Annotated in this window: 23 protein-coding genes and 2 tRNA genes; 16 read left to right on the forward strand and 9 right to left on the reverse strand. The window is 68.2% G+C overall.

Translation table 11 applies throughout. From position 1 onward, the window contains the following. Positions 1 to 153: 153 nt before the first annotated feature. The 3 genes from ACZ5ZX_RS00005 to ACZ5ZX_RS00015 form a co-directional block, all read right to left on the reverse strand. Positions 154 to 810: a L,D-transpeptidase gene (locus tag ACZ5ZX_RS00005; RefSeq protein WP_465499886.1), complete on the reverse strand. Its 657-nt coding sequence runs from the start codon at positions 808 to 810 to the stop codon at positions 154 to 156. Positions 811 to 904: 94 nt separating this feature from the next. Continuing rightward, complete coding sequence (locus tag ACZ5ZX_RS00010) at positions 905 to 1,789, reverse strand: serine/threonine-protein kinase (protein ID WP_465499887.1); 885 nt, start codon at positions 1,787 to 1,789, stop codon at positions 905 to 907. Between the two features lies 1 nt (position 1,790). Next, positions 1,791 to 3,443, reverse strand: a complete 1,653-nt coding sequence (locus ACZ5ZX_RS00015) for an N-6 DNA methylase (RefSeq protein ID WP_465499888.1) — start codon at positions 3,441 to 3,443, stop codon at positions 1,791 to 1,793. Between the two features lie 77 nt (positions 3,444 to 3,520). On the opposite strand from ACZ5ZX_RS00015, the gene ACZ5ZX_RS00020 reads away from it, so the two are divergent. From ACZ5ZX_RS00020 to ACZ5ZX_RS00045, 6 genes are all read left to right on the forward strand, one after another. Continuing rightward, positions 3,521 to 4,267, forward strand: a complete 747-nt coding sequence (locus tag ACZ5ZX_RS00020) for a PP2C family protein-serine/threonine phosphatase (RefSeq protein WP_465499889.1) — start codon at positions 3,521 to 3,523, stop codon at positions 4,265 to 4,267. A gap of 72 nt (positions 4,268 to 4,339) precedes the next feature. Further along, positions 4,340 to 4,424: transfer RNA gene (locus tag ACZ5ZX_RS00025), tRNA-Ser, on the forward strand. A gap of 140 nt (positions 4,425 to 4,564) precedes the next feature. Next, positions 4,565 to 4,825, forward strand: coding sequence for a hypothetical protein (locus ACZ5ZX_RS00030; protein WP_037320341.1), 261 nt, complete (start codon positions 4,565 to 4,567; stop codon positions 4,823 to 4,825). A 1-nt stretch (position 4,826) separates the two neighbouring features. Then, on the forward strand, positions 4,827 to 5,072 hold the full coding sequence (locus ACZ5ZX_RS00035) for a hypothetical protein (protein ID WP_037320343.1): 246 nt from the start codon (positions 4,827 to 4,829) through the stop codon (positions 5,070 to 5,072). A 15-nt stretch (positions 5,073 to 5,087) separates the two neighbouring features. Beyond that, positions 5,088 to 7,829 (forward strand): FtsK/SpoIIIE domain-containing protein, encoded by a 2,742-nt coding sequence (locus ACZ5ZX_RS00040; RefSeq protein ID WP_465499890.1) that lies wholly within the window; start codon positions 5,088 to 5,090, stop codon positions 7,827 to 7,829. Then, a complete protein-coding gene (locus tag ACZ5ZX_RS00045) occupies positions 7,822 to 8,193 on the forward strand; it encodes a hypothetical protein (protein ID WP_465499891.1) in 372 nt (123 codons plus the stop codon). The genes ACZ5ZX_RS00040 and ACZ5ZX_RS00045 overlap by 8 nt, the downstream gene beginning before the upstream one ends. A 62-nt stretch (positions 8,194 to 8,255) precedes the next feature. Here the strand turns inward: ACZ5ZX_RS00045 and ACZ5ZX_RS00050 are convergent, their stop codons facing one another. After that, positions 8,256 to 10,733 carry an endonuclease/exonuclease/phosphatase family protein gene (locus ACZ5ZX_RS00050; protein ID WP_465499892.1) on the reverse strand — a complete coding sequence of 826 codons (2,478 nt, stop codon included), beginning with the start codon at positions 10,731 to 10,733 and terminating at the stop codon, positions 8,256 to 8,258. Between the two features lie 194 nt (positions 10,734 to 10,927). Between ACZ5ZX_RS00050 and ACZ5ZX_RS00055 the strand changes: the two genes are divergently transcribed. Next, a complete protein-coding gene (locus ACZ5ZX_RS00055) occupies positions 10,928 to 12,265 on the forward strand; it encodes a BNR-4 repeat-containing protein (protein WP_465499893.1) in 1,338 nt (445 codons plus the stop codon). A 230-nt stretch (positions 12,266 to 12,495) separates the two neighbouring features. Here ACZ5ZX_RS00055 and ACZ5ZX_RS00060 read toward each other — a convergent pair whose 3' ends face one another. After that, positions 12,496 to 12,942, reverse strand: coding sequence for a limonene-1,2-epoxide hydrolase family protein (locus ACZ5ZX_RS00060; protein ID WP_465499894.1), 447 nt, complete (start codon positions 12,940 to 12,942; stop codon positions 12,496 to 12,498). Positions 12,943 to 13,035: 93 nt separating this feature from the next. On the opposite strand from ACZ5ZX_RS00060, the gene ACZ5ZX_RS00065 reads away from it, so the two are divergent. Then, entirely contained in the window at positions 13,036 to 13,590 is a 555-nt protein-coding gene (locus ACZ5ZX_RS00065; protein WP_465499895.1) for a DUF305 domain-containing protein, read from the forward strand. Positions 13,591 to 13,632: 42 nt separating this feature from the next. Continuing rightward, positions 13,633 to 13,720, forward strand: a tRNA-Ser gene (locus tag ACZ5ZX_RS00070). A gap of 46 nt (positions 13,721 to 13,766) precedes the next feature. Here ACZ5ZX_RS00070 and ACZ5ZX_RS00075 read toward each other — a convergent pair. From ACZ5ZX_RS00075 to ACZ5ZX_RS00085, 3 genes are all read right to left on the reverse strand, one after another. Further along, positions 13,767 to 13,973, reverse strand: a complete 207-nt coding sequence (locus tag ACZ5ZX_RS00075; RefSeq protein WP_007035155.1) for a CsbD family protein — start codon at positions 13,971 to 13,973, stop codon at positions 13,767 to 13,769. An 84-nt stretch (positions 13,974 to 14,057) separates the two neighbouring features. Beyond that, on the reverse strand, positions 14,058 to 14,510 hold the full coding sequence (locus tag ACZ5ZX_RS00080; protein WP_465460233.1) for a nucleoside deaminase: 453 nt from the start codon (positions 14,508 to 14,510) through the stop codon (positions 14,058 to 14,060). Between the two features lie 23 nt (positions 14,511 to 14,533). After that, positions 14,534 to 15,016 carry a tRNA adenosine deaminase-associated protein gene (locus ACZ5ZX_RS00085; RefSeq protein ID WP_465459980.1) on the reverse strand — a complete coding sequence of 161 codons (483 nt, stop codon included), beginning with the start codon at positions 15,014 to 15,016 and terminating at the stop codon, positions 14,534 to 14,536. A 76-nt stretch (positions 15,017 to 15,092) separates the two neighbouring features. On the opposite strand from ACZ5ZX_RS00085, the gene ACZ5ZX_RS00090 reads away from it, so the two are divergent. From ACZ5ZX_RS00090 to ACZ5ZX_RS00120, 7 genes are all read left to right on the forward strand, one after another. Further along, positions 15,093 to 16,322 (forward strand): M20 metallopeptidase family protein, encoded by a 1,230-nt coding sequence (locus tag ACZ5ZX_RS00090; RefSeq protein WP_465499896.1) that lies wholly within the window; start codon positions 15,093 to 15,095, stop codon positions 16,320 to 16,322. Positions 16,323 to 16,669: 347 nt separating this feature from the next. Continuing rightward, on the forward strand, positions 16,670 to 17,593 hold the full coding sequence (locus ACZ5ZX_RS00095) for a dihydrodipicolinate synthase family protein (RefSeq protein WP_465499897.1): 924 nt from the start codon (positions 16,670 to 16,672) through the stop codon (positions 17,591 to 17,593). Between the two features lie 450 nt (positions 17,594 to 18,043). Next, positions 18,044 to 19,096, forward strand: a complete 1,053-nt coding sequence (locus tag ACZ5ZX_RS00100; RefSeq protein WP_465499898.1) for a fatty acid desaturase family protein — start codon at positions 18,044 to 18,046, stop codon at positions 19,094 to 19,096. Continuing rightward, entirely contained in the window at positions 19,093 to 19,275 is a 183-nt protein-coding gene (locus ACZ5ZX_RS00105) for an RGCVC family protein (protein ID WP_465499899.1), read from the forward strand. Before ACZ5ZX_RS00100 ends, ACZ5ZX_RS00105 begins: the two co-directional genes overlap by 4 nt. A gap of 9 nt (positions 19,276 to 19,284) precedes the next feature. Next, the gene (locus ACZ5ZX_RS00110; protein WP_465499900.1) at positions 19,285 to 19,443 is read left to right on the forward strand and encodes a DUF6307 family protein; all 159 of its coding nucleotides are present in this window, start codon (positions 19,285 to 19,287) and stop codon (positions 19,441 to 19,443) included. Positions 19,444 to 19,585: 142 nt separating this feature from the next. Continuing rightward, complete coding sequence (lysA, locus tag ACZ5ZX_RS00115) at positions 19,586 to 20,929, forward strand: diaminopimelate decarboxylase (protein WP_465499901.1); 1,344 nt, start codon at positions 19,586 to 19,588, stop codon at positions 20,927 to 20,929. A gap of 168 nt (positions 20,930 to 21,097) precedes the next feature. Further along, positions 21,098 to 21,592 carry an Lrp/AsnC family transcriptional regulator gene (locus tag ACZ5ZX_RS00120; RefSeq protein ID WP_465499902.1) on the forward strand — a complete coding sequence of 165 codons (495 nt, stop codon included), beginning with the start codon at positions 21,098 to 21,100 and terminating at the stop codon, positions 21,590 to 21,592. Positions 21,593 to 21,672: 80 nt separating this feature from the next. Here the strand turns inward: ACZ5ZX_RS00120 and helR are convergent, their stop codons facing one another. Beyond that, the gene (helR, locus tag ACZ5ZX_RS00125) at positions 21,673 to 23,877 is read right to left on the reverse strand and encodes an RNA polymerase recycling motor ATPase HelR (RefSeq protein WP_465499903.1); all 2,205 of its coding nucleotides are present in this window, start codon (positions 23,875 to 23,877) and stop codon (positions 21,673 to 21,675) included. Between the last annotated feature and the right edge of the window lie 91 nt (positions 23,878 to 23,968).

A 23,968-nucleotide genomic window follows, 5' to 3' on the forward strand; every position in this document is an offset into this window, starting at 1 on the left:
CTCCTGGTTTGAGGGTTTGGCTTCAGCACCTCCCTCGCTACCAGGAGCCCACCCTTATGCCAACACGACACACCACAGGTTTAGGAACAGGCTCTTAGAACCCGAATCGCCACTCACGACCAACCCGGCCCAGGCCTCACGGAAGCTTCAAGGTCAGGCCACGACCTGCACCACGTCGCCACTCTGCAGAGTCGAGAAGTACTTCTGCGAAGCCGCCGCGGACAGGTGGATGCAGCCGTGCGAGTACACCGACAGGCTGCCGGTGTGGAAGGCGATACCCGGCAGGAAGAACACCGAGTTCGGCATTGGCGCGTCGAATTCCTTCGAGTGGTAGTTCTTGACCTTGTTCGACACGTGGAAGACGCCGGTCGGTGTCGCGTGGCCCTTCTTGCCGGGCAGCTGCTTGACCGGACCGTAGATGACCTTGCCGTCCTGCAGCAGCCAGGTCTTCAGCGCGGAGAGGTCCACACAGGCGCTCACGCCCGGTGAAGCCAGCGCGGCCTTGCACGGGACGTCGGCGACGTTCGCGGCAGGCTTGGCCGCCGGTTTCGGCGTGGGCTTCGGCGTCGGCTTGGGCTTCGAAGACGTCGGCTTCGGGCTGGAGCTCGAACTGCTCGGCGTAGGTGTCGGTGTCGGCGACGACGACGTGGCGGGTGCCGAGGACGGCGCCGAAGTGGTCGTGGTCCCGGAGGCCGGGTCACCCTGCGCGACAGCGCCACCACCGGGCGCGCCGCCGCCGGTGTTGCCGGAACACGCGGTCAGCACCAGCGCGGTGGCCAGTGCGGTCACCCCCACCAAGAACCTCTTCACGACCCTTACCCCCGTTTGTCCGTAGTTCGTCTGACATGGGTAAAGACGGAACTCACCCGTCCGGGGTTGTTGGGCGGAAGGTCACGATCACGTCTCATGGCACGCGGCCGACGACTCTCGCGTACATCCGGCCGGGATTGGCGCCCTCGTCCAGGTAGCCGGGCAGCGGCGGCAGATCCCTGGCGAACACGGCCAGCCGTTCGAACAGTTCGTTCGCGTCCGCGGGACGTCTTTCCGGGTCCTTCTCCAGCAGATCCGCGAGCAGGACGTTCAGTCCACCCGGTACTCCGTCCACTTCAGCCGGACTTTCCTTGACCTGCTTCTCGAACACCGCGTACGCCGTCGGACCGGTGAACAGCTGTCTGCCGGTCAGCATTTCGTGCAGGACGCAGCCCAGCGCGTACAGGTCGCTGCGCGGTCCCGCGATCCCGCGCTGGATCTGCTCGGGCGCCATGTACGCGGGTGTGCCCAGGATCTGCCCCGCGCGGGTGAACTGGGCGACGTCGGTCTCGCGCAGCATCGCGAGCCCGAAGTCGAGCACCTTCACGCTGCCGTCGGGACACAGCATCAGGTTGGTGGGCTTGAGATCGCGGTGGCAGATCGAAAGCGCGTGCGCGCCGGCCAGGACGGCGCACGCCTGCGCGGCGATCGCGGCCGCCCACGGCACCGGCAGCGGGCCGTGTTCGGCGGCGAGATCGGCGACGGTCACGCCCTCGATGAACTGCATGACCTGGTACAACCGCTCGTCGTAGGTGCCGAAGTCGTACAGCGTCGGCGCACCCGCGTGCTCCAGCGTCGCGAGGATCCGCGCCTCGCGGATGAACCGCTGTTCGAGTTCGGCGTCCGGACCGCCGGGCAGCCCGAGGAACTTCACCGCGACGCGGCGGCCGAGATGCCGGTCGTGGCCCGCGTAGACCGCGCCCATCCCACCCCGGCCGAGCGGCAGCTCGTCGAGTTCGTAGCGATCGGCGATCAGCAACCTAATTCTCCGGCTTGAGCTGTCCTTCGGTGAGCCCGGCCAAGCCTAGTCTCACCAGCTCCATGCCCGATTCCGCCGCCTCGCGCAGTGCGTCCTCGAACTCCGCGAGCCGGGTGAAGGCCTCCCCGTGCGCGCGCTGTGTCTCGATCGGGAGACGCGGGATCCGGGTGCGCTTGAGGTCGATCCGGGTGGAGGAGGTCGGCGCGATCTGCCCGGCCGCGCGCAGACAGCCGGCGAGGAACGCGGCGTCCAGCCGTTCGGGGTCGGGGCGGTACTTCGACATCGACGGCTCAACCGTCGTCGGCGATCCACTGTGGACATATGCGGGTACGGCCGGCGACGCGACGACGTCGCCCGCCTCCACCGTTTCCGGCACGCTGAGCACCCCGGACTTCAGCAGCTCACCGATCGTGGTGAACGCGGGTTTTTCCGCGGAAACCACCAGCGACGGCAGTTCCGGCCGGATCCCGTCGAAATACCGCCGGACTTCCAGGAACGCCTCGCCCGCGTGTTCGTCCCGCGTTTGATGCCGGGCGGGGGAAAGGTCGATCTCCTCGTCGAGCAGATCGATGATCCGGACGGCGCCCGGCACCTCGTCACCGCGCAAATGCGCCGCCCATTGATCCTCCACAGTGGACGGATCGGCCAGCAGGAGCAGCCGGGAGGGCGGGCGCTCACCGGGTTCCGGGCGCCGCAGCAGCCAGACGTCCGAGCCGCTGACCGTCACCACCGCACGCAAAGCCCCGGCCCGCAACAGGTTTCCGCGGATCCGCCGTCCGGTGCGGCGTCCGGCGGCGGCCAGCGGCATCCGGATCGCGACCAGCCCGCCGGGTTTCACATGCGCGAGACAATGCTGCACCCACGCCAGTTCCGGCTCGCCACGCGGTGGCTGGCCGTATTCCCAGCGCGGGTCGCCGACGAGTTCGTCGTAACCCCATTCCCGCTCGTTGAACGGCGGATCGCAGACGACGGTGTCCGCGAGCACCCCTTCGTAGGAGTCCATCGCCAGGGCGTCCGCGCCGTACATCTCCATGTCGGCCCCCGCGAGCAGCAGCCGGTGCGCGGCGATGCACGAGGTCGCCGGATCGTCGGCCTGGCCGAGCAGCCGGGTCCCGCCGGAGGCCAGCAGCAGTGTCCCGAGCCCGCACGCGGGGTCGAGCACGACGCCGGGTTCGGGGCCGATGAGGCGGGACATCAGCGCGGCCACCGGTTCCGGGGTGACGGAGAGCTGACGCGAGTGCGCCTCGACGTAGCGTTCGCACAGGAATTCGTAGGCCTCGCGCGCGCCTCGCTCGCCCACGAAGCGGTCCAGCAGGCTGAGCAATTCCGCGTCGTCGTAGCGGGGCGAAAAGGACCACTCGCCCGGCCGGGTCAGATACGACCCCACCCGGCCCACCCGCAGGCCGAGCGACAGGTCGTCGCCGAGGTTCCGCAGCCGTTGCCAGATCCGGTCACCGAGCGAGATCTCGAACGGCTTTCCTCGCTCACGCAGCCAGTTCTCGACGGTGACCAGCGAAAAGAGGGGGCTCGACGCCGTCCCGCCGACGGGCGGCGGAAAATCACCGTAACGTCGACGCCAGTTGCTCACCGCGGCGCGGCCGACGCCGGCGATCCGCGCGATGTCCGCCGCGCTGACGGTGGCTTGCTCCTCCATCGGCGCATCGTAACCGACAGCTGACCATTCCAGCCCTTTGTTTGTGAACTCAGTACACAGCTGCTTTACTGGGATCCATGAGGTACACCCTTCGGTACGCCGCCGGCTCGGATGTCGGGCGGCGCCGCCAGGTCAACCAGGACTCGGTCTACGCCAGCCCCAGGATGCTGGCCGTCGCCGACGGCATCGGCGGCCAGCCGCACGGCGAGGTGGCGAGCGCCGAGGCGGTCGGCGTCCTGTCCCGGCTCGACGCGGACCTCGGCGGTTTCGACCTCGCGGAGGTCGACCTGGTCGAGGTGCTCTCCGGCGGCCTTCGCACCATCGATGACAGGCTCGCCGCGACGGCCGAGCAGGAGCCCGAGACGCGGGGCATGGGCACCACTCTGACGGCGTTGCTGTTCGACGGGTCGCACTTCACGGCCGCCCACATCGGCGACTCCAAGGGATACCTCCTCCGCGGAGGAACACTTCAGCGCTTCACCCGCGACCACACCCTCGCTCAGGCCCTCGCGGACGACGGCCGCATCGACCCGTCGGAGGTCGAAGGGCACCCTCGCGGCTCACTGCTCATGAAGGCACTCCTGAGCACCGGCAGCGGCGAAGCGGACATCTGGACCTTCGACGCGGCCCCGGGGGACCGTCTCCTGCTGTGCTCGGACGGGTTAACGGCAACGGTTGTCGAAACCGTTATCAAGGACGTCCTCGGCGCCTTCCAAGATCCCGCCGAGACCGTCCCGCACCTGATCCACCTGGCCAACGAAGGCGGCGGACCGGACAACATCACCTGCGTCGTCGCCGACGTTCTCGCTCCGGCGCGCGCCTGAGGCGACCAAGCCGGAAACCCAGGTCAGACCCGCCTTCGAAGGACCGAAAGGGCATCCGGTAAAGTTCCCCACGGAGGATTGGCCGAGCGGCCTAAGGCGCACGCTTGGAAAGCGTGTTGGGTTCACGCCCTCGCAGGTTCGAATCCTGTATCCTCCGCCGTCAGCAAGGCCCCGGACGTTCCGACGTCCGGGGCCTTGTTGATTACTTAGCAGGACCTTCACTTAACAGAGTCAGTTGATCACGCTAAGTTTAATGGTGGTCGTTCCAGCCCCCGACGTCCCAAGGAGTCCGCCAAAATGGCCGGAGTCGAAGAGATCCGCGCTGGTATCGCGCTCGCGAACGAGAAAGCATCCGCGGGTATCGCCGCACTTCAGCAGGCAGCGCAGTCTCTCGAAGAAGCCCAGCTTTCACTTTCCCAGGCCACGCAGGGCAGCACCCAGCACGAGGTGAGCCAGGCGCACGGGCTTCTCGCCGAGGCACTGCAGGGCATCACCGGTATGCAAAGCACCATCCAGGCCGGCATCTCGTCGGCCGAGTCGTACTCGACCCGCCTCTAGCATGTACCTCGAGGAACTGCACCAGCTGCTGACGGCCGTCCAAACCGGCCTCGCCGACGGACGCACGCACGCCGAACGGGCCAGAAGCCTGCTCGAAGAGGCCCGCCGGGCCATCGTGGATCCACAGGCTCAAGCCGTGCCATGGGTGCCGTCGCAGCTGGCGCAGGCCGACGAGGGAATAGAAAACCTCCTGACGCGCCTTTCCGCCGCTGACGACCTGGTCAGCGGTTACCAATCACGCCTCTGAGATCGGCGAGCCGGTATGGGCAGCAAAGCGAGTGAACAGCGCAATCGCGTCGCCACGGCGCTGGAACGGGTCCGGCACCAGATCGGACTCGTCCTCGGAGCCGCCGCCGGCGCCCGCCAGGCCGCCGAGGCGGAACTGGCCAAACTGCAACTGGAACAGCACATCGTCCGGGTGGGGATGAACAACTCCACCTCGGATCAGTACGCCGAATGGTCGCGACATCCCGCCGCTGGCGAGGTGTTCGGTCTGCTCGGCAACGTGCGGAACCAGTTCTACGCGGACTGGGAAGCGGGTCCGGACGCGCTGCGCGACCTCGTCACGAACAACGCGCCGGGCCCCGCCGGCCAGCAGCCGGGCAACTGGCTCGGCCGGGTCGGCGGGAATCCCGGCATCACCGCGCCGGGGTTGTGGCGGGTCGGCTCGGCGACCGTGCCGGGCAAGGACGTCCCGCGCACGTTCGACGTCGCGATACCCCTGCTCGACGAGTCGCATCTGTCCATCACCTCGGCACCGAAGACCCGGGCCGCGGTGGACGGCATCGTGCAGAACCTGCTGATGCGTGTGCTGAGCACCTTCGAGCCCGGCGCGGTGCGCGTCCACCTGTGGGACGTCGGGCAGCTGACCGCGATCCTGCCGGACCTCTATCCGCTGAGCCGCACGAGCGCGCTCACCCTGTACGACCCGGGACGGCTGGAGGACCTCCTCGACGAACTGGCCGGGCACATCCGCCGTATCCACGCGACCGGGATGCAGGCGGGCCACACGTCGCTGCGGGAGATCCGGCAGGCGAGCGGCCAGCGCGTCGAACCGTTCCGCGTCGCGGTGCTCTACGGCAACGGGGAGACCCTCGAACCGGAGCGCGCCCGCGAGCTGAAACGCGTCGCCACCGGGGCGCTCGCGGCCGGGATCTGCCTGATCCTCATCGACGTGCCGACCACCTTGTCGACGTCGGTCGAAACCTTGAGCCTGTACGACGACCGGCGCGCGACCAGCAGCATGACCGGCCCGGATCTGGTCGTCGACCTCGATCCGCCGATGCCGTCCGCGCAGGTCATCCGGGCCGCCGGGCGGATCGCCGAGGCGCTGATCGCCAAACAGGGCGGTCCCCGTTCGTTCGCCGACCTCCTGCCGACCGAACTGGGCAAGGAGAGTTCGGCACGGGAACTGCGGGCACCGGTCGGGTTCTACGAGGGCGAGGCGGTGGAGGTCGTCATCGGCGACGCCAGCCCGCACGCGCTCATCGGCGGGCCGAGCGGTTCGGGGAAGACGAACTTCCTGTACTCGCTGCTGGGCAGTCTCGCGGCGCGGTACTCGCCGGACGAACTCGCGCTGTATCTGCTGGACTTCAAGGAAGGCGTGTCGTTCGCCGGGCTCGCCCCGGGACGGCGTGACGCCAGCTGGCTGCCGCACGCCAAGCTCATCGGCGTCAACGTCAACACCGACCGCGAGTTCGGCCTGGCGCTGCTGCGCTTCCTCGCCGACGAGCTGCGCCGTCGTTCGGCGGCGGCGAAACAGCACGAGGTCACCAATCTCGCGGATCTGCGGGAGCAGGATCCCGGCGGGCACTGGCCGCGGATCGTCGCGGTGATCGACGAGTTCCAGTACCTGTTCGCCGGCCGTGACGGCGTGACCTCGACCGCGACCCAGCTGCTGGAGGACATCGCGCGGCGAGGCCGGTCGCAAGGCATCCACCTGGTGCTGGCGAGCCAGGACGTCGCCGGGATCGAGGCGTTCTGGGGCAAACCGGCGGTGTTCGAGCAGTGCACACTGCGGATCGCGATGCCGAAGGCACGGCGGGTGCTGTCCGAGACCAACAACGCGGCGGTTTCGGCGCCGAAATGGCATGCGGTGATCAACCACGATTCCGGTATCGCGCACGGGAACCAGCTCGCCCACGTGCCGGACGCGAGCAGCAAGGACGTCTTCGTCAAACTGCAGCACCGGCTGTGGGAACGGTATTCGGAGTCGTTCAAGCGGCCCCGGCTGTTCGACGGCGCGCATTCCCCGGTGCTGGAACAGTTCCCGGTGTTCAACGATCTGAAGCCGACGAAGAAGCCGCGAGCCCTGCTGGGGCAGTCCATCGACGTCGACGAGGCCGCCTGCGGGGTCGACCTGCCGAAGGCGCCCGGCCGCAACATCGCGGTCTTGGGTGCCGCGACGGCGGAGGCACTGTCCATCATGGACTCCGCCGCGCGCTCGCTGGCGCGTCAGCATCCGCTCGGTTCGGTGGAGTTCGTGCTTTCGTGCCCGATCGAGGCGTCCGTTCCGGCGGTGGCCGAGCTGGCAGAGCGGCTGAAAGCGGAGGGACACCACGCGTCATTGGTCGACGACCTGCCTTCCCGGGTAATCGATATCGCGGAGAATCTGTCCTCTTTGGACAATGCGAAGGTGTTGCTGCTGTACGGCGTCGACGCCTCGATCCCCGCGCTGGAGGCCAAGGCACCCGGGCAGTTGAAGAGCGGTTTGGACCAGCTGCGGGTGCTGCTGAAGCAGGGGCCCACGCACGGCGTCCACACCATCGGCTGGTGGCGCAGTGTCGCGCGGCTCAAGGACACCCTCGGTTTCGCGGGCACCGACGACATCGGCACCTGGGCCGCACTGGACGTCCAGGGCAACGAACTGTCACCGTTCGCCGCCGGGCAGGTCGTGCACTGGTCGCCGCGACCGGGCCGGGCGCTGTTCTTCGACCGCACGACCCACGGCGCACCAGAGGTGATCATCCCGTTCCAGCGGCCGGAAGGGCTTCTCGATGGATGACGGCATGACCGCGGCCATGCGGTACAAGGAGATCGTCGGCCTCGCCCGCGCTTCGGCGGAGAACCTCCGCGACTGGGAGATCGGCCGCGCGGACGAACTGGAGGCCCGGCTCGCCGAGGCTCACCAGGCGGTCGCGGACGCCGCCGAACGCGAGCAGCGGGCGATCGACCGGTGCACACGCTGGTGGAAGATGGCGCAGCACAACGTCGAAGGCCTCGCCTGGCTGCCGGACGACGAAGACCCCCAGCCGGTGCCGACAGCGCGCGCCGGCTACCTGGAGCGGTACCTGGAAGAGGTCAAGCCGAGCTACCAGGAACTCGTCCAGGCCGTTCTTTCCCTCGGCTGGCGCGCCAAACGCTCCTGAACAGCGCGTGAAGGCCCCCTTCCCTCGGCTGAGCCGAGGGAAGGGGGCCTTCACGCGCGTAACTACCGAGTCGGCAGGTAGGGGCCGAAGACGCGTTCCAGGTGGTCCGCCAGGTCGTAGAACGCGTCCTGGATCGGGTTGCCCGCGCTCGGCCGGAACCGCAGCACCTGCGGGTCATGGTCGCTCGCCTGCTTCGCGAACTCCGCGTTGAGGTGCACGACGTCGTAGTCGGTCCCGCGCGGCGCCCGCGACGCCAGGATGTGGTCGAGCACCTGCGACTGACCCTCGAAAACGTAGCTGTACCGCTCATTCTCCGGAAGCGACGCGATGAGGTCCTTCAGCGCGCCACCGGCGGTCAGGGTCTGCACCGCGGGCGAGAACGGGTAGTCATTCAGGTCACCGGCCACGACGATGTTCGCGTTCTTGTCCGACGCGAGCACCTTGTCGATGAAGCCGCGGAGCACGGTCGCCTGCTTGGCCCGCTGCACTTCGGAACTCCGCACCGGCGGCTGGTTGCGGCCGTGGGTCGGCTGGTCGCCGCCCTTGGAGTTGAAGTGGTTCGCGATGACGAACACGGTGCGGCCCTGGAAGACGAACTCGCCGGCCAGCGGCTTACGGCTGGCGTTCCACGCCTCGTCGGAGGGTTCGACCCGGCCTGGGGACGCGGTCAGGTGGGTCTTGCCGCGTTCCTTCACGACGCCGACTGGGGTGGTCGCGTCGCCGCCCGGACGGTCCACAAAGGACACGCGAGCCGGGTTGAACAGGAAGCCGACGCGGATGTTGCCGCCCGGCTGCCCGCCGTCCTTGCCGTTCTCCGGGTCGATCTGCCGCCACTCGTAGCGCGGGCCACCGGCGGCGACGATCGCGTCGACGAACTTCTGCAACGTCTGGTCCGCGGCGACGGTGCCATCGTTGGTGGGCCCGTTGTTGTCCTGGATCTCTTCCAGGTTCAGGATGTCCGGCTTCGCCAGGTTGGTGGCGATGGCCTTGGCCAGCTCGCCGAACTTCTCCGCACTGTCCAAAGCGGACAGGTTCTCCACGTTGTAGGTCGCCACCGACAGCTCACCACTGCGCTGCTTACGGGTGCTCTCGCGCTGCAGGCCGTTGTCCTTCGCCGCGCCCAGCTTCGTCGCGAACAGCGTGTAGCCGCCGAAGTTGCTGTATTCGACCGGGCCGGAGGTCTCGCCGGTGAGCACGTCGCCGGTGTTGACCTTCGGGAAGGGCGTCTCGGCGAACGGGATCAGCGACGCGACCTTGAGCACGCCGGTGTTGAGCCGGTCGTAGTCCAGGTACACCGCGCCACCGCGGATGCTCGGGTTCTGCTGCGGCTTGGTGGTCACGTAAAGCTCGTTGAACGACGACGTCGGGCCGACGACGCGCGCGTCGGAGACGCTGACGGTCTCGCTCTCGTGCGTCTCCCAGAAGTCCAGCGAGTACTTCGACGGCTCCAGCGGCAGCGGTTCGATGTTGCCGCCCGGCGCCGGGGCGACGGTGTCCGGGACCGACGCCGGCGTGACGACGGTCGGCGCGGGTACGGCGTTTCCGCTCGAATCGATCGTCCACTGCGCACTGGTCAGCTCGGTGAGCGACTGGTACGGCGAGGTCGCGGGCGCGTCCGGGTAGAACTCGCGGACGGTGCCGGTGGCCGTCACCGCGTCACCGACGGCCACGGCGGGGGTGGTCGAACCGGTGAAGACGAACAACCCCTCGCTGGTGCGCGGGTCGGCGTCGGGAGCGGTGTCGGTGAGCCAGAACCCGCGTGCCGAACCGAAACTCCGGATCGCGGTCACGACACCGGTGACCCCGGCGACCTTTTGGTCCTTGAACGGCGAGATCCGGGTGGTGCCCTGGATGTCGTGGATCTTCGCGGTGACCGGCGGCGGGCCGGTCTCGCCCGGTGTCTCGCCCTTGCTGTTGGTCGGCGTGGGCGCGCCCGCGGTGAAGTCGGCGGCGTTGTCGTCGGTGTCCGCCAGCGTCGTCCCCCTGGCGACGGACGCGGTGTTGGACGGCGCGGGTGCCGCGGCGCCCTCCCGGATGACGGCGGTCGAGCCGAAGCCGACCAGGTCCTTGATCCGGCTGTCTGCCGCGCAGTCGGCGGCGGTCTTGCAGGTCAGCGCCGTCGTGCCCTGGACGAGCGCGACGGTGCCCGCGGTGGCGGACAGCGTGATCGTCCCGGTGGCGTCCGGGGTCGGCAGCGCGACCGTGCCGCCCGAACCCTTCGCCTGCGCGACGAGGTACCGCGCCCCCGGCGCGACACCGCCGGTCAGCGGCGTGACCTGCCAGCCGCTTCCCGACGCGGGCGCGTACTGGACGCTGAAGCCGTCGAGGCTCACGGCGGCCGCGCCTCGGTTGGCGAGTTCGACGAAGTCGTTGCTCAGCGTGGCTCCCGAGTTGCCACCACCGCCGTAGACCTCGGCGATCACGGCGTCGGCGCTGGGCGCGGCGAGCGCGGCCGGAGCGGCGGCACCGCTCACGACCAGCCCGGAGGCGACGGCCGCGGTCAGGGCCCTTCTCCGGGCAGCACGTCGGGATGTGGTCACGCTGAGTCCCCTCTTCGCAAGATCGGTCGAGGAATACTCCCCCGAACAAGTGAAATGAGGAAGACGGCAAGACAACGATTCGTCACCGCTAGTCCGTTCGGACCCGTGCTTTCGTCGCTGCCGAGGCTGGTTCCTCCAGGTTCCTTCGTGAGAGGATCAAGCTCCGCCGCCTGCACACATCAGGAGGCGTTTTCATGCGCGGACTTCTTTGCGCGCTAGTCCCTCTCCTCGCGGCGGGTCTCGTGACCTCGGTTTCCCCAGCGGCCGCCGAACCATCCGAAAGAGCCGCGTTCGAGGTGATGACCCCGGCGAGCACGGTCGCGTCCCGCACCGACCGGCGGCCCACCGCGGGCGGGATCCACGATCCGGTCGCGCGCAAGACCTTCATCTCGTGGTCCGGCAAGGCCGCGGACACCTACGTCCAGGCCTACGACCACCGGACCGGCACCTGGACGGCACCGAAGAAGATCGCCGACGGCGAGTCCGATCCGCACAACTACCCGACGATGCTGCTCGCGGGCGACGGCCACCTGCTGATCTTCCGCGGCATGCACAACACGCGCACCGTGATCAGCCGCGCGCCACTGGCCCACTCCCTCGACGGCACCTGGACCGACACGGAGATCCCGGAGGGAGATTCCGCGAGCTACCCGATGCCGGTCAAAACCGCCGACGGCACGCTGTTCATGTTCTACCGCGAGACGACCGACGAACTCGATCCGGCGGCGAACCCGGACTTCCGCCCGATGAAGTACATCGTCTCCCGCGACAACGGGAGGACGTGGAAGAACTCGGTGCGGCTGACCGGGAAACAGTGGGCCTTCGGTTCGCTGGGCCGCGCCGACCACATGGACGAGATCTACGTCGGCCAGCTGCGGTACCTGCCGTCGTCCGGGCGGATCCAGTTCGTCTACACGCTGGCCGGCGGCGGGCCGGCGCAGCACAAGCACGACGTCTACCACCGCAACGTCTACTACCTGTCGTTCGACGTCCGGACCCTGCGGTTCTTCTCCGCGGCGGGCCGCGACCTCGGCACTCAGGTCGACGACGCCGAGCAGGAGAGGTACCTGAAGGTCGTCGAGACGCCGCTCGAACTCCCTGGCGGGCTCAAGTCGCCGGACTACATCCTGCAGGTCGGCACGCAGCGCGACGGCAAACCGTTCGTCACCTGGTTCCAGTTCGACGCCGCGGGCTCGCCGCGCGATTTCGCGGGCGCGTGGAACGGCCGGGACTGGGAAGTCCGCGAAGTCGCGAACGGACTCCGAATGCGCGAGATCGAACCGCTCAATGGCGGCACTTGGCGCGTTTACGGAACTCGTGACGGACAGCCGGGCATCGAAACGTTCTTGCTCGGGAACGGGCGCGTCTGGAAACCGGAAACCGTGATCAGCACCCCGAAACCGGTCCAGCGGGTCGAGGTGATCACCGGCTTCCGCGATCCCGCCCGCATTCTGGCGACCGGCGCGTCCAGTGCGCGTGACGTCGCCGTGGCCGACGGTGACATTTATGTCGCGGGAATGCCGCGCACATAGACCATTGGTGTTTCCCTGCCTTAAATGAACCTCAAGTCCGGGTACAACCCGGCGTTTCCGGAGTTACCTTTGCGACGTGAGCGAGGACACACTCTTCTGACGCTCGCCGGGGAGGGCGAGCGGGGGGAACTGGGGGAATGGGGGGCGCACCGCCGGTGCACGGGACCCGTCTGGGGAGGACGGTGCCCGTACACCGGCGGTGCGTCATGTCCAGCCACTCATGAGGCGGATCAGCGCTCCAGCTCCTGCCGCGCGCGGTACTTGCCGATGAGCGACTTCGCCCCGGCGACAGCGGCCTTCCCCGCGCCTTTCGCGCTCGCCGCGAGGAACGTCGTCCAGTCGAAGTAATCCCGCCACAGCACGATGCGGCCGTCGCGGACCTCGAAGGTGCCACAAACCCAGAACTCGGCCTCCCAGGTGCCGCGGCGCAGGACGTCGGTGCGTTCGGTGAGCACGATCGGGCCGTCGGCGGCGATGTGATGCGTGCGCGCCTCGAAACCGCTGCCGTAACGAGCCATGGTGCGCAGCTGTTTCTCCACCGCCCCGAGGCCGCGGGCGGCGGGGAGCGGGACGTTCTGATAGACGATGTCGATCGCCAGGAAACCCAGCGCGCGGTCGATGTCGAGCTCTTCGAGAGCCTGAAGGAAACCGGTCACCACGGTCTTCGGATCCGTCATGCCTGCCAAGGCTAATCCGATTTTGAACCGCCGGAAGGTCACAGCCGTATCACAGAGCGGAGGGGCCGGTCCCCCATGACTACGGAGGTCTCAATGCGACGGCGACTGCCGATGGCCCTGCTCGGACTGCTCGTCTGGGTGCTCGCGGCCTGCTCGACCGCCACGGGTGCCGCTCCGGCGGCGCAGGGCGGACCGGGCGCCAACCAGGCCGACATCACGTTCTCCCAGCAGATGGTCCCGCATCACCAGCAGTCGATCCAGGTCGCGAACCTGGCTTCGGAACGGTCGGCGTCCGAGTTCGTGAAGTCCGTCGCGGCCAAGATCGTCAAGGCCGAGTCGGCCGAGGTCCAGACGATGACCGGCTGGCTGCAGTCGTGGAACGCGGCCGTGCTCCCCGCGGCCGGTCACGCCGGGCACTCGATGCCGGGGATGATCACCTCGGGGCAGGTCGCCGCACTGCAGAACCTGACCGGCGACGAGTTCGACCGCACCTGGCTCCCGTTGATGGCCGAGCACCTGCGCAACGGCGTCGCGATGGCGAAGACCGTGCTGTCGTCGGGTGAGCACGCCGAGACCAAGGCGCTGGCACAGGAGATCGTCGAGAACCAGACGGCGGCGATCGACGAGATCAGCGCCCGGATTTCTTGACCCCCTGAAGGGCCGCCGACGCCCTCCGGTATTGTTCTCGGCGGTGGCGTGTCCGAGCGGCCGAAGGAGCACGACTCGAAATCGTGTGACGGTTAATACCCGTCCGTGGGTTCAAATCCCACCGCCACCGCAGCGAAGAGCCGGTCTCCACGGAGACCGGCTCTTCTGCGTGAGGGCTACTTGTTGAACTTGTCCTTGAGGTCCTGCACGCCGCCTTCCGCGCGATCACGCAGATCGTGCCCGGCTTCCTTGACCTGGCCCTCGGTCTGGTCGGCTCGACCGGAATTCGCGAGGTCCTGGTTGTCGGTCTTCTCGCCGAGCTTCTCCTTGGCGGCGCCGATGGCCTGCTCGGCCTTGTCCTTCGCCTTGTCGAAAACGCTCATGGCGGACGTTCCTCCTTCGACTGCGGCCACCGTTTGCGGCCGCCTGTCTCCGGAGTACCCGGGGAGCGGAAGGTGACACATCTGTCACCCGGTGCGGTTACCCCGTTGCCCGTGGAAGAAGTCTTCGAGCAGGGCCGCGCACTCGGTCTCCAGCACCCCGCCGACGACCTCCGCGCGATGGCTGAGCCGCCGGTCGCGGACGACGTCCCACAGCGACCCCACCGCCCCCGTCTTCGGCTCCCAGGCGCCGAAGACGAGCTTCGCGACCCTGGCCATCACGAGGGCGCCGGCGCACATCGTGCACGGCTCCAGCGTCACCGCGAGCGTGCAGCCTTCGAGCCGCCAGCCGTCGCCGTAGATCTTGGACGCGGCCCGCAGCGCGAGGATCTCCGCGTGCGCCGTCGGGTCGCCGTACTCCTCACGCGCGTTGCGCGCGGACGCCAGCGGGGTGCCGTCCGGTGCCAGTACGACGGCGCCGATCGGCACGTCGTCGCCCGCACCCCGCGCCGCTTCGATCGCCGCCTGGACGGCGGCGATGTCGGCGGCGGAGGCGGAGGGGCTCAGATCTCGTCCAGGATCTTGGAGAACTCGGCGGCGAATCCACACCGCTGCGCGACCATCTGCAGTTGTTCGTCCGGATAGAGGTCGACCTCGCCGACGATCACCTCGAGTTCGGCACCCGGCAGGCCGAGATCGGTCAGGATCTCCAGGTCGCCTTCCGGCCAGACCGCGTCGTCGTCCTCGTCCGGCGGGTCGACTCTCAGCACGTCGAGGACGTCGGCGGCGATGTCGTAGTCGAGCGCCGCGGCGGCGTCGGACAGCAGCAGCGAGGGACCTCTCGGACTCGGCCGGACGATCACGAAGAACTCGTCGTCGACCGCCAACAGCCCGAAGGCGGCACCCGTCGACCGCAATTTCCCGAGCTCGGTGATCGCAGCGTCGAGTTCCGCGAGCGCTCCCGGGTCAAGAGAGCTGCACCGCCACCGACCGTCCTCCCGCACCACGGCCACCGCGAACCCCGTGATCGGCTCTTGCACCGCCATGCGCACACCGTATTCCGCCCGCATTCGGAACGCACGCACGGTGCGCCCGAAGCGCCTCATGCGCCACTATCGAGACATGACCGGACCCACCGACCTGCCCACTCTCCCCGACGCGCGCTTCGCCGGTTTGCTGGACGAAGCCCGCGCACTCCAAGCGAAAACCGTAGAGCTCCGCCGGGAGATCCACCGGAATCCGGAGATCGGACTGCATCTGCCGAAGACCCAGGCCGCGATCAAGGCGGCCCTGGAGGGTCTGCCGCTGGAGATCACCGAGGGCAAATCGACCACTTCGCTGACCGCCGTCCTCCGGGGTGGGAAGCCGGGGCCGTCGATCCTGCTCCGCGGCGACATGGACGCGCTCCCGCTGCAGGAGGACACCGGCCTCGACTTCGCCTCCGAAGAAGACGGCTCGATGCACGCGTGCGGGCACGACACCCACGTCGCGATGCTGGCTTCGGCGGCGCGGCTGCTGAGCGAGCACGTCGACGAGCTGGCCGGTTCGGTCGTGTTCATGTTCCAGCCCGGCGAGGAAGGCGAGCACGGCGCGCGCCACATGATTCACGAGGGCGTGCTCGAAGCCGCGGGCGAACGCGTCGAGAAGGCGTTCGGCCTGCACATCTTCACCCAGGTCGAATCCGGCATCGTGCAGACGAGGCCGGGTCCGATCATGGCTTCGGCGAATAGCTTCCACGTCAAGGTCACCGGCCGGGGCGGGCACGGCTCGGCGCCGCATCAGGCGATCGACCCGGTGCCCGCGGCGGCGGCGATGGTCGGCGCGCTGCAGACGATGGTGGCCCGCAAGGTGAGCGTGTTCGAGCCCGCGGTGGTCTCGGTCACCCGCATCGAGGCGGGGACGACGACCAACATCATCCCGGAGACGGCGTTCCTGGAGGGCACCATCCGCACGCTGTCCGAGCGGACGCTGGCCTTCGTGCGTGAAGAGGTGCCCAAGGTGTGCGAGGCGATCGGTGCCGCCCACGGCGTCCGGGTGAGTGCCGAGGTGGTGTCCGGTTACCCGGTCACGGTGAACGACCCGCAGGTCGCGGGCAGGGTGCTGGAGCTGGCGGCCGAGGTGCTCGGGGCCCGCAACGCCGAGGTCATGGAGAACCCGGTGATGGGCGCGGAGGACTTCTCCTACGTCCTGCAGCGCGTCCCGGGCGCTTTCGCGTTCCTCGGCGCCTGCCCGCCCGGCGCCGACCTGGCCACCGTCGAGGCGAACCACTCGAACCGGGTGGTCTTCGACGAGGACGCCATGGCCAACGGCGTCGCGATGTACGCCGCCTTCGCCCTCGACGCACTGCGCTAGCCACGAGGGTCGTGAGTGGCGATTCGGGTTAGACCGAACCCCCTCTCAGGTACCTACCCGTGTCCTGCGGCCTTGCTGGCGTGAGGTAGCGCGTGAAGGCCCCCTTCCCTCGGCTGAGCCGAGGGAAGGGGGCCTTCACGCGCAGTCGTTGTGACTGGTGGTGCTGCTGAGGCTCTTGATGGCCTTCCCTCCCCGTATCCGCCGTAGGTACTTAAAACACCCTTGGCCAGAACCCGAATCGCCACTCACGACCCGCTGTACCGACCGCCTGCCCCAACCTTCAGGACACCCGTCCCGAAACCTTCGCCGTGGTACCGTAGGACGTCACATCATATATCAGATCGGACATGCCAGTGACGACCGCTTCTTCGTTCGACGAGCTGAAACGAGCGCTGTCCGGGGTCGTGGCGATCCCGGTGACCCCGTTCGACGCCGACGGCGCCGTGGATCCGGACACCTACGAGAAGCTGGTGGACCGGCTGATCACCGGCGGCATCGACGTCGTGACGCCGAACGGCAACACCGGTGAGTTCTACGCGCTCGACGAGGCCGAGGCGCGGCACTGCCTCGAACTGACGGTCAAGACCGCGGGCGGCCGGGCGACCGTGGTCGCCGGTGTCGGACATGACGTCGCCACGGCGATCCGCGCGGCACGGCACGCGCGGGAGGCGGGTGCGGACCTGGTCATGATCCACCAGCCGGTGCATCCGTACGTCTCGGCGGAGGGCTGGGTCGAATACCACCGGGCCATCGCGGCGTCCGTTCCGGAACTGGGTGTCGTGCTGTACGTGCGCAACGCCCTGATCGGCGGAGAGCAGCTGACCCGGCTCGCCGACGTCGCGCCGAACGTCGTCGGCGTGAAGTACGCGGTGCCGGATCCGGTGCGGTTCGCGTCGGTGGCACGGGACGCCGGGTTCGATCGGTTCACGTGGATCGCCGGACTGGCGGAGCTGTCCGCGCCCGGTTACTTCGCCGTCGGCGCGACCGGGTTCACGTCGGGACTGGTGAACGTCGCGCCGTCGATCTCGCTGGAGATGTTCCGTTCGCTACGGGACGGCGACTTCCGCGGCGCCATGGCCGACTGGGAACGCATCCGCCCCTTCGAGGAGATGCGGGCCGCGAACAGCAACGCCAACAACGTGAGCGTCGTGAAAGAAGCATTGGCACAACTGGGTTTGTGCCGCCCTGAAGTCCGACCGCCGAGCCGTCCGCTCCTGCCTGGCGAACGCGAAGAAGTCGCGTCACTGCTGGAAAGCTGGGGGCTGCGCTAACGGTTTTCTGACCGTGTTCACGCCCGCCAAGGGTGGGCGTGAACACGGCGACAGGTCAGAGGTCTTGTGCCATCGACGATCGCGGCGTGGCCCTGATGGGCGCCTCGGGGCGCACCTCGCGGCGCGGCGGGCGGCTGCTCGCCGGACCAGGCCGGCGGGACCATGAGCGCGAAGGGATCGATGTCTGGCCGGTGCTCCTGTCTCCGGTCTGTTCTCGGACCGGACGGAACCGGGGGAAGTTTCCCTCGATGTCCTTGACTGTACGCCAGATCGTGCTGTTCCGGTGAATTGCTTCCGCTGGACGGGCGTGGGACGATGGGGGCAGACCACGGAGCGACCGTGGCGTGTTGTGGGGACCAGTGCCACTCTCGGCCGAACCAGACCCCTTCGGTGTTCCGAAACCCGTTGCTGGACTGACCACTTTCACAAACCAGAACGGTGTGATCTCTCATGACTTTCGCAACGCCGCTGGATCAGCCGGCGTCGCCGTCCAAACAGGGCACCGACTTCGCCGAGTTGTCCAAATTGGTCAAAGACGCCGGCCTGCTCAAACGCAGGCGCGTCTACTACGCGCTCAAAATCTCCCTGAACCTCCTCGCTTTCGCGGGCGGATGGGTTGCCTTCGCGCACCTCGGTGATTCCTGGTGGCAGCTGTTCCTCGCCGCCTTCTTCGCGATGATGTTCACGCAGCTGTCCTTCATCGGACACGACGCCGGGCACAAGCAGATCTTCTCGAGCCGCAAGGCGAACGACGCCACCGGATTCGTCCACGGTGGACTGACCGGGTTGAGCTACGGCTGGTGGATCGGTACGCACAACCGCCACCACGCCAACCCCAACCACGAGGACGAAGACCCGGACGTCAACCTCGCGGCCCTCATCTTCACCAAGGCCCAGGGCGCCGAACGACGCGGTTTCCTGCGCTGGATGGCGAAATACCAGGCGTACCTGTTCTTCCCGCTGCTGTTGCTGGAAGGCCTGAACCTGCACGTGTCGAGCGTGACTGCGATCTTCCAGCGCGGCTTCAAGCGGCGGAAGCTCGAATCGGCGCTGATGCTGGCCCACATCGCCGCGTATCTGACGGCGGTGTTCGTGGTCCTCTCGCCCGGTGTCGGCTTCGCCTTCATCGCCGTGCACCAATGCCTCTGGGGCGTGTACATGGGCTGCTCGTTCGCCCCGAACCACAAGGGCATGCCCACGCTTTCGGCCGGTCACAAGCTCGACTTCCTGCGCAAGCAGGTGCTCACCTCGCGCAACGTGCGCGGCGGTCCGGTCGTGGACTTCGCCCTCGGCGGGCTCAACTACCAGATCGAGCACCACCTGTTCCCGAGTATGGCCCGGCCGAATCTCAAGCACGCGCAGGTGATCGTGAAGGAGTTCTGCGCGAAGCACGGCATCGACTACGCGCAGTGCGGCTGGGCGGCGTCCTACGGGTACGTCCTCCGACATCTGCACGAGGTCGGGGCGCCGTTGCGCGCACAGGCGACGGCGGGTGCGCGATGACCGCCGCCGTCTACTCGCTCGGCGATGTCGCCGAACCGGCCGCCGACGACCGCTGCCCGTGCTGCCCGCATCCGATGTCCTCGCACGACGCGATCGCGCGGCGGTTCTGCACCGCCACCGCGGCCGGCGGCTTCAGCCGCGGCTGCACCTGTGCCACGAAGCCCGAAACAACCGAATAGAGGATCACCGTGAACGCCGAAACCATCCCCGTCTCCCGCTACGAAAAGCGGGTCGACACCGTGAAGAAGATCGTCGCCGAACACACCAGCCTCGACAACGAGGCGGCGTTCTCCCTGGCCGTGCACATGGTGCGGGCCCTCGACACCGTCCCGGAGCCCGTGCGCTGAGGAGTGTGGCCGGGGTTACTCGCGCGTTAACAACGCGTCAGTGACCCGCTCGGCGACGTCAGGGAGATGTTGTCGGAGCGGCCAGGGCGGGTCGATCGGAGTTGTGCTGGCGGAGCACTGACCGATCGACGCGGAGGTACCCGTGACGCTCAGCGAGCTCCTGCCCAGCCTCGGTTGCGAGGCCGCCGACCATCTCGAACCCGGCGTCTGGCCGAGGAGCACCCACCTCGGCCCCGGCGGGGAACTGCTCTTCGCCGGCGCGCCGGTGTCCCACCTCGCCGCCCGGTTCGGGACACCGGCATATCTGCTCGACGAAGACGAGGTCCGGCAGAACGCCCGCGCGTACCGAAGGGCGCTGCCCGACGCCGAAGTGGCGTACGCGAGCAAAGCGCTGTGCACCCGGGCGGTCCTGCGCTGGATCGCCGAGGAAGGCCTTTCCCTCGACACCTGCTCGGCGGGCGAGATCGCCGTGGCGCGGTCGATCGGCTTCCCGCCCGAGCGGATCCTGCTGCACGGCAACGCGAAGACCCCCGAAGACCTCAAGGCCGCGTTGTCCTACGGCGTACGCCGGATCGTGGTGGACTCGCTCGACGAGATCGAGCAACTCGGCGCGCTCACCACCGGCGCGCAACAGGTGCTGATCCGCGTGACCCCCGACGTCGCGGCCGGCACCCACGCGGCGATCACCACCGGTACCGAAGGCCAGAAGTTCGGCTTCTCGTTGCGCGGGGAGGTCCGCGACAATCTCGACCGGGCCGTCTCCGCCGTCCTCTCGCAACCGGGGCTGCGCCTCGCCGGGTTGCATTGCCATATCGGCTCGCAGGTGTCGCGGGTGGATTTCTACGAACTGGCCGCCCGCAAAATGGTCGGGGTCCTCGTCCGGCTCCGCGACAGCCACGGCGTCACCCTGCGGGAATTGGACCTCGGCGGCGGGCACGCCGTTCGCTACCTTCCCGGCGACACCGGTTTCGACATCGACGGCTACGTGCGCCGCCTGCGGGTCGCGCTCGCCTACGAATGCACATCGCACGGTTTCCCGCTGCCGAAACTGACGATCGAGCCGGGCCGCGCGATCGTCGGCCCCGCGGGCATCACCGTGTACCGGGTCTGCGCGGTGAAACGCGGATCGCGCACCTTCGTCGCCGTCGACGGCGGCATGAGCGACAACGCCCGCCCCGCGCTCTACGGGGCGGCGTACACCGCTCGGCTGATCGGCAGGCGCAGCCGCGCGGCCCGGCGGCCGATGACGGTGGTCGGCAGGCACTGCGAATCCGGCGACATCCTCGCCGACGGACTCGCGCTCCCCGACGACGTCCACCCCGGCGATCTGCTCGCCGTGCCGTGCACCGGGGCCTACCACCACTCGCTCGCGTCGAATTACAACCTCGTGGGCAGGCCGCCGGTCGTCGGCGTCTCACGCGGTACGGCCACCCTGCTCGTGCGGCGCGAAACCGAGGAAGACCTGCTGAAACGCGACCTCGGCTGACCCGGCTTCCGAAAACCTCGGCCTTCTCCCTGTCGCACGACAGAATCCTTCGCAAGACAACGTCTTGAAAGAGAATCGCGACAAACAACTTAACGGCGGTAGCATTACCGGCATTGATCGATACGCTGCGCGACAAGAATCGCATGCCGAAACAAAGGGAGGGACGGCATGGGTGACGAACCACGCGCGCAGATGGAGCAGCGCACAGCCAGAGGTTTGGACAATACCGATCGCACTCTGATCGCCCTGCTGCAAGTCGACGGGCGGGCCTCGTTCACGGCGCTCGCCAAGGCCGTCGGTCTGTCGGAGGGCGCCGTACGGCAGCGCGTCCAGCGACTGCTGCGGGACGAGACGATGCAAATCGTCGCGGTCACGGATCCGGCGAACGTCGGCCTCGGCAGGCAGGCGATGGTCGGGGTCAAGGTCCACGGCGATCCGCGGGCGGTCTCCGACCAGCTCTCCGGATTGCCGGACGTCCACTACGTCGTCCTCACGGCGGGAACCTACGACCTGCTCGCCGAGGTCGCCTGCCGGGACGACGAACACCTCTTGAGTGTGCTGAACGACGACATCCGGCCCATCCCGGGCGTCGTCAGCACGGAGACCTTGGTCTACTTGAAACTGGCAAAACAGACATACGCCTGGGGCAACCTGACCCGATAACAGGCCAGCCCGGTGCCATGAAAGGTCCTTTCCTTGCAAATTTTGCAAGGAAAGGACCTTTCATGGCACTCGGGGAGGGGTCAGACGCAGCGCAGGTACGCGTCCGGAGTCCGCTGCCCCGTGTCGAGCCCGCGAAGCACCTTCGGCAACACGCCGCTGTACAAGACCCCGAGCCGTTGAGTCGCCCGGGTCAGCGCGACGTACAGCTCCGCCTCACCGCTGGGACCTTCCGCGAGAATCCGCTCCGGCTCCACCACGAGGACGGAGTCGTACTCCAGGCCTTTGGTCGCGGACGGCGCGATGGCGCCCGGCACGTCCGGCGGCCCGATGACCACCGAAGTACCCTCTCGCGCCGATTCCTCGCGACCGAACTCCGCGACGGCGTCCGCGAAGTCCACTTCGGACAGTCGACGGGCCCATGGCCGCACACCGCACGAACGTACCGAGTCCGGCGGTACGACATCCGGCGCGAAACTCGCGAGGAGCGAGGAAGCCACCGCCATGATCTCCGACGGCGTCCGGTAGTTGACGGTCAGTTTCCGGTACACCCACCGGTCGGCGACGTACCGGGAGAGCATCGCGTCCCACGACCGCGCACCGGACGGCGACCGGCGCTGCGCGAGATCCCCGACCACGGTGAACGACCGGCTGGGGCAACGCCGCATCAGCACTCGCCAGTCCATTTCGGACAGTTCCTGCGCCTCGTCGACCACGACGTGGCCATAGGTCCATTCCCGGTCGGCGGCCGCGCGTTCGGCCAGATCCCGGTCGTCACGCTTCGCGAAGCGTTCCGCCAGATCCTCCGCGTTCAGCACGTCGGCCGCCCTGAGCGCGAACTCGTAATCGTCGTGATCTTCTTCGACCTCGACGATTTCCAGTACGCGCTCCGCGTATTCGCGCTGGGCCAGCTGCCGCCGTTCCGCCGCCCGGCGCTCGGCGGTGCGGTCCCAGCCGAGCAGCTCGACGGCCTCGTCCAGCAACGGTACGTCGGACACCGTCCACGCCTCCGCGTCCTCGCGGAACAGCGCCGGATCGGCCCCTGCCGCCCGCAACCGCTCCGGCGAGGAATAGAGGTCGGCGAGCAGCCGCTGCGGCGTCAGCACCGGCCACAGGCGATCGAGCACCGCGCCGAGCCCCACGCTGACTTCCATGTCGCGCCGGAGGTTCTTCAGCATCGCCGGGCGGGTGTGCGCGTCGTCCTTGGGCAGCCAGCCGTCACCGAGCCGGTCGACGGCGCGTTCGGCGAGCGCGGTGATCACCTCGCGTTCGAAGACCGCCTTCGCCTCGTTGTGCAGCAGTCCGGTGGCCCTGGCCACCTCGCGGGCGGCCGCCGCGACCTCGGCGTCGAGCGGCACGGTGACGTCGTCGAGTTCGATCGGCTCAGGTTCGGCGGGCACTTCCTGCCGGTCCGTCACCGCCGCCGCGAGCACCTCCAGCATCGCCAGCGAACCCTTGAGCCGCTGGACGGACGGCGGATCCTCGCGTTCGGTGCGCAGACCGGGGACGAGGTCCCCCGGCGTCGCGAAAACGGCGCTGGTCTCGCCGAGCGACGGCAGGACGCGGCCGATGTGGTCGAGGAAGCCACTGCTCGGGCCGACCACGAGCACGCCGCGGCGTTCCATCCGCTCCCGTTTCGTGTACAGCAGATACGCCACGCGGTGCAGCGCCACCGCCGTCTTGCCGGTGCCCGGGCCGCCCTCCACGACCACGACACCTGGGTGGTCCAACCGGATGATCTCGTCCTGCTCGGCCTGGATCGTCGCGACGATGTCCCGCATCCCCTCGCCGCGTGGCGCGTTGACCGCGGCCAGCAGTGCGACGTCGCCCCGTTCCCCCGCCGATTCCGGACGGCCGAAGACCTCGTCGGTGAAGTCGAGGACCTTGCGGCCGAGGGTGCGGAACTGACGGCGCCGCGACATTCCCTCCGGAGACGCGCCCGTCGCGCAGTAAAACGCGCGAGACGCGGGCGCGCGCCAATCCAGGAGCAAGGGTTCGTAGTCGTTTTCGTCGTCGAAAAGACCGACCCGGCCGACATAGAGCCGGTCGCCCGAAAGGGCGTCCAACCGGCCGAAACAAAGGCCCTCGTCGGCGACCTTCAGCCGGGCCATTTCGCGGGCCTTCGTGCCGACGGAGACTTCCCGGTCCGAAAGCGCGAACCCTTCTCCCCGCAGCGCACCGGCGTACGCTTCGCCCACCCGCACCCGTTCCGCGTCCAGTCGCCCGTAGAGCGACGCGACGTACTCCCGTTCGGATCGCAATTCCTCGTCGTACCCCTGATTTGACAAGTTCCCCTCACAGCGGTTAGACTACTGACACATTCGGCGTACTGATCAGTCATTCTGATTCGGGCGCCGATTTTTTATTGTCCACCACTTG

This window comes from Amycolatopsis sp. NPDC033938 (genome assembly GCF_055575975.1).